Annotated in this window: 6 protein-coding genes and 1 pseudogene; 4 read left to right on the top strand and 3 right to left on the bottom strand. The window is 41.9% G+C overall.

Annotated features, from left to right (window positions below):
* Positions 1 to 140: 140 nt before the first annotated feature.
* The gene (locus O9334_RS08445) at positions 141 to 533 is read right to left on the bottom strand and encodes a hypothetical protein (protein WP_287999822.1); all 393 of its coding nucleotides are present in this window, start codon (positions 531 to 533) and stop codon (positions 141 to 143) included.
* 635 nt (positions 534 to 1,168) lie between these two features.
* Here O9334_RS08445 and O9334_RS08440 point away from each other — a divergent pair.
* A pseudogene (locus O9334_RS08440) lies at positions 1,169 to 1,397 on the top strand (type II toxin-antitoxin system Phd/YefM family antitoxin).
* Positions 1,398 to 1,710: 313 nt separating this feature from the next.
* On the opposite strand, the gene O9334_RS08435 reads toward O9334_RS08440, so the two are convergent.
* Complete coding sequence (locus O9334_RS08435; protein ID WP_287999820.1) at positions 1,711 to 1,866, bottom strand: hypothetical protein; 156 nt, start codon at positions 1,864 to 1,866, stop codon at positions 1,711 to 1,713.
* Positions 1,866 to 2,594, bottom strand: a complete 729-nt coding sequence (locus O9334_RS08430; RefSeq protein WP_287999819.1) for a GDSL-type esterase/lipase family protein — start codon at positions 2,592 to 2,594, stop codon at positions 1,866 to 1,868. The genes O9334_RS08435 and O9334_RS08430 overlap by 1 nt, the downstream gene beginning before the upstream one ends.
* Positions 2,595 to 2,824: 230 nt before the next feature.
* Between O9334_RS08430 and O9334_RS08425 the strand changes: the two genes are divergently transcribed.
* From O9334_RS08425 to O9334_RS08415, 3 genes are all read left to right on the top strand, one after another.
* Positions 2,825 to 3,718, top strand: coding sequence for a methylenetetrahydrofolate reductase (locus O9334_RS08425; protein ID WP_045358679.1), 894 nt, complete (start codon positions 2,825 to 2,827; stop codon positions 3,716 to 3,718).
* A 119-nt stretch (positions 3,719 to 3,837) separates the two neighbouring features.
* Positions 3,838 to 4,146, top strand: a complete 309-nt coding sequence (locus O9334_RS08420; RefSeq protein WP_002759516.1) for a hypothetical protein — start codon at positions 3,838 to 3,840, stop codon at positions 4,144 to 4,146.
* A gap of 22 nt (positions 4,147 to 4,168) precedes the next feature.
* Positions 4,169 to 4,654, top strand: coding sequence for a GNAT family N-acetyltransferase (locus tag O9334_RS08415; protein ID WP_079207739.1), 486 nt, complete (start codon positions 4,169 to 4,171; stop codon positions 4,652 to 4,654).
* Positions 4,655 to 4,922 lie beyond the last annotated feature (268 nt).

Raw genomic sequence — 4,922 nt, 5'->3', positions numbered from 1 at the left:
CAATGAGCATAAATACTTAGTGGAAAAATAGGCTTTTCGAGGGTAATTCTTGTTTTAATTCTCCATGTACGCAGTCTTTAAAAGCCTCTATTTCGTTCCAAGACACGATTAAGAGTGGCTTTTAGGCTAAGTATAATTACTTATCGCGTAAGTGAGATGCTCCCGATAAAGTCTTGAGCCGCTTTAATAGCCATTTCCAATTCTTCTCGACTGTGAGCCTTAACCGTCAACTTGCGACCATTGGCCTCTACCGACAATTCTATCGGTTTACCTCCCAGGCGATCGCCCAGAAACCCTAACAACTTTTTCCCATTAGCGGGGTTAACTTCGGTCATTAACATTCCTCCCAAAAAACCGCCCAACGACTTATTACCTTCAGGGGGATTGGGATCAAGAATACGTTTAACCGATTCAACTTCATCTGCCTGTTGTAGTTCTGTCAGTAATACTTGGGCTTGTTCGTCGCGTTCTTCAGGCTCCAGGTTAGGATCGTTAAAAGCGATCACCAATTTAATCGTAGATTTGTTACTCATAGGAAGTTGAGTTGAAATAATATAGGATAATACTAATCTTACTGAATTATGCAAATTTTACCATATACCATCTGAAATCTAAATAAGTGATCCCATTTTCATACTGCCCCTTGCCGAGTGCCGATTTCTTCACTGATGTTGTGCTGTTGCTGGACATAGAAGATCGATTTTTCAACCTGCTCCAAGAAATCATAACAATTATTGTGTGTTGGGTTTCGTTCCTCAACCCAACCTACTACTACTACAGGCTAATGGCGATAATTCCGCTAGAAAGTATGAGAATGTGTCTGACATTCCTGACAGGGGGTGAGTATTGGTATCATGATTAAAAGTAAGGATATAGATAGGGTTTGCGGCAAAAAGTAGGGGCGAAGCATTCGGATAGAAAATCTACGGTTTCACCGATAGGTTATTGCCCGAATGCTTCGCCCCTACAGGACGCGGGCCGATGAAGACGCAAGGTTTTGAACGACGATTCTCTCAAAATTTGCACCTGTTTCGCTCGTAAAGCCACAAAACTCTTACCTTGCCTACATTTCACATTTATTCAGCAAACCCTAGATATAACTTAATCCATCGCTTTTCTTGATTGAGATTAAACTAATGTTTGTGTTGTTAATCAGTGAGGTAAACTAATGACTACAGTTGAATTAAAACAAGCGAAAAATCAACTTAAATGAGTTATTGGAAGCTGTACTTAAAGGTGAAGAAATTATCATCACAGAAAATAATGAATCTGTAGTTAAATTAAGTCCTGTAAAGTTAGCCAAGAAACCACCGCTTCAACCGAGAAGTGCTGCGGGAAAATTTTGGATAGCCGATGATTTTGATGCTCCTTTAACTGATTTTGAAGATTATCAATAATTATGCTCAAGTTTTTAATAGATACTCATATATTTCTTTGGTATGTCATTAATAATAAACAATTGAGAGACAACCATAAAATTATGATTAATGAAAGAGAAAATCTAGTTTATCTTAGTTAAGGTAGTTTTTGGAAAATGACGATCAAATATAGTCTGGGAAAATTAACTTTTGATTCACCTTTCCGAGAATTGATTGAGTCACAAATTCAGAGCAATGATTGGCAAATTTTGCCCCTTAATTTACTACATTTTGAACGAGTAGCGCAATTGTCTGTTCAGCATTGTATTAGGTATGTATGGGGTAAGTTCGGTTACATTACAATATAGACGGTCACTGACCCCGACGCTCTAAAAACTCTTTGTCGAAGATGATTATTTAATCTTTCAATAGGATTAGTTTGACCAGTTTCTTTACTGTCTCTTACGGTTTCTGTAACACCGCTAGAACCACTGAGAACAGAGGACATCACTTTTCTACAATTCCTGTAAACGGTTGAATAAAACCATCCACACCGACAAAGGAGGTGAGGGGCGACCAGTTTAAAATATCCTCTAAAATTGATTGATAGCCCTGGACATTGGGATGAAGTCCATCTTGCATTAATCTTTCTTGGCACCACAGATCACCCCGGTCCATCCAGAGATCAAATAAATCGAGATAGGGAATATTTTGCTCTAGACAAGCTTGTTTAGTGGTTTCCTTAAAACGATACTGATCGCCATGGTTGAAGTAAAAGCAATCTAAAAAGGGCATTTTCCGCTCATCCACGGGAATCATACCTATAAACAAAACCGGGCAAAGAGAACGGGCCCGGCCGAGTAAATGTTCGATTTGAGTTTGAAAAAGATCGTGATCGGTATAAGTACGACCATCGGGCCGGCCTAAACGGGCTGTATCATTAACACCGACGGAGAGAAGAATCAGGTCAGGAAGACGATTGCGAATTTCCCCCCTGAGACGAAATTCCTGTTCTAAACGTTCGGACACTTGTACCACTCGATCGCCGCGAATCCCCAAATTATACAGGGCATGACCGGCACTTTCCATCCACAAACGACGTAGGCGCTCGGCCCAACCGCCACCCACGGGGTCGCCATAGCCATAAACAAGGCTATCTCCTAAAGCGACGATTTTGAGGGGATGGGGCATGATTTCTTTTTTGTCTTTAGTAGGTAAACGAGAAAGAGTTGGCATGATCGCTCGATCGAATCGGTTGTCCTTTACACTTGTAAACGAATTTGGTTAAACTGTCCGTGTATTATACTACATTAGAAATTTTTTCCTGCCAGTTAACTTATCTGATATCAGCCAAGCACCAGCACTGACCAGTATAAAACAGCGCCGCCCGATGATCATTCCTTGCCTAAGAGCCATTTCCGGGCTAAATCTACTATAAAATTTATGATTAAAACCTAGATAAATTGATGACTACTCGTTTACGACGCGCGGTTCAAGACCGAGAATTTTTGATTACAGCCGAGATTACTCCCCCGAAAGGTGGTAATGCCAGTCATATGCTAGAAATGGCCCTCTGGCTAAAAAATCGCGTTCATGCGGCTAATATTACCGATGGCAGTCGCGCCGTAGTGCGAATGTCCTCTCTGGCAGCCTCCGCTATTCTCTATCAACACGACATCGAACCCATCTGTCAAATGGCCTGTCGCGATCGCAATGTGATCGGATTACAAGCAGACCTAATGGGCGCTCATGCTTTAGGATTGAGAAATATACTAGCTTTAACTGGAGATCCCGTCAAAGCAGGAGATCATCCCCAAGCTAGAGCAGTTTTTGACCTAGAATCGGTACGTTTGTTAAAATTAATCGATAAATTAAATAAAGGTTTTGACTTTAACGATAAATCTTTACCGGATGGACCCCTAGAACTTTTTGCTGGGGCTGCCGTCGATGTGCAGTCAAAAAGTTGGTCTGGTCTTCAACGCCGTTTTGAGCGTAAAATCGAAGCGGGAGCGCAGTTTTTTCAAAGTCAATTAGTTACGGATTTCGAGTGCCTTGATAAGTTCATGCAACAGGTGGCCTCCCTCGCCGATAAACCAGTTCTAGCGGGAATTTTTCTGTTAAAATCAGCTAAAAATGCCGTATTTTTAAATAAAAATGTGCCGGGGGTACAAATTCCCGACCAGATCATTCAAAGACTCGCCGATGCAGCCCATCCCCTCGAAGAAGGTATCAAAATCGCCGCCGAACAAATAAAATTAGCCCAGCAGTTATGTCAAGGTGTCCACATCATGGCGATTAAACGGGAGGATTTAGTCCCAAAAATTCTCGACGTGGCTGGTATCCCGCCAATACATAACTGAGATTAAAAGTCAATAGTTTTTATAAAAAATTAACTTCCATTTTGACTAGCGGTCTTTTGACAAGAATTCTACCCCTAACCTAGGATGGGAAGGCTGAAAGCATCTTCAGGGTTAAAAGCATGGATTCCAATCTAGGTCAAGAAAAAGAGAATAGTTGTGGTAATTCCGGGCGAAAATGGTTGTCGATCGGTATTGCTCCCACTGGTATAATTTCTATTGGCATTGTTCCCATGGGCGTTATTTCCATCGGTATTGTTCCTATGGGAATAGTTTCCATTGGAACCGTGGCCATGGGGACAATTGCGGCCGGTTTTGTTTCCATGGGACTTTTCAGTATTGGTAGCGTTGGGATGGGATTAAATAACGGCCATTTTTCCAATCTTAATTCTCCCCCTGCTGAATCTCCCCATAAACATCATCAGCATTAAAATCAAGATTTGACCAGCAATCATGAATTATTCCATCCGTGCTGCCGTTGCTACCGATGTCAAGGCTATTTTTGACTTAATTGTTGCCTTAGCAGCCTATCAAGAACTCAGCCATTTAATGACAGGAAATAGTCAAGCTTTAGGGGATCATTTATTCGGAGAAAAACCCTACATCGAAGCATTGGTGGCGGAAGTAGAGGGTAAAATAGTCGGTTTTGCGCTATTTTTTGCTAACTATTCCACCTTTATAACTAAACCGGGGATTTACCTAGAAGATATCTTCGTTTTACCCGATTATCGCAGTCAAGGTATCGGGAAAGCTTTACTAATGGCTGTGGCTAAAATTGCCGTCGCTAGGGATGCAGGACTTTTAGAATGGACTGTCTTAGAGTGGAATCAACTGGCGATCGATTTTTATGGAAAAATGGGGGCTAAGGTCTTCAAAGAGTGGCAAATTTGTCGTCTCACCGGGACTGCTTTAACCCAATTGGGTAATAGCGATAAATAAGTCAGTCCCGATGCAACAAGTTACACCGTCAAGCATGAAAATATTCTGATCCTAAATCCGGTTATTAAAAACTGATTATTTATTCCCCCTTTTGCAGGAGTTTCTTTCCTGATATGTGGCCTAGACTCAACGGATGGCCGTATTACTTCAGATCTGATTACTCAATCCAAGCTTTTGGGGGGTTCTACCCCCCAAACCCCCCGTTGGGGGCGTGGCGCCGCCCCCAAACCCCCCGCGCATTAGTTTTTCGGTGAGATGCTTACACGCA

It is taken from the genome of Microcystis sp. LE19-8.1F (genome assembly GCF_027531715.1).
Taxonomy (GTDB): Bacteria; Cyanobacteriota; Cyanobacteriia; order Cyanobacteriales; family Microcystaceae; genus Microcystis; species Microcystis wesenbergii_A.
This window is presented reverse-complemented; position numbering and strand designations above follow the sequence as displayed.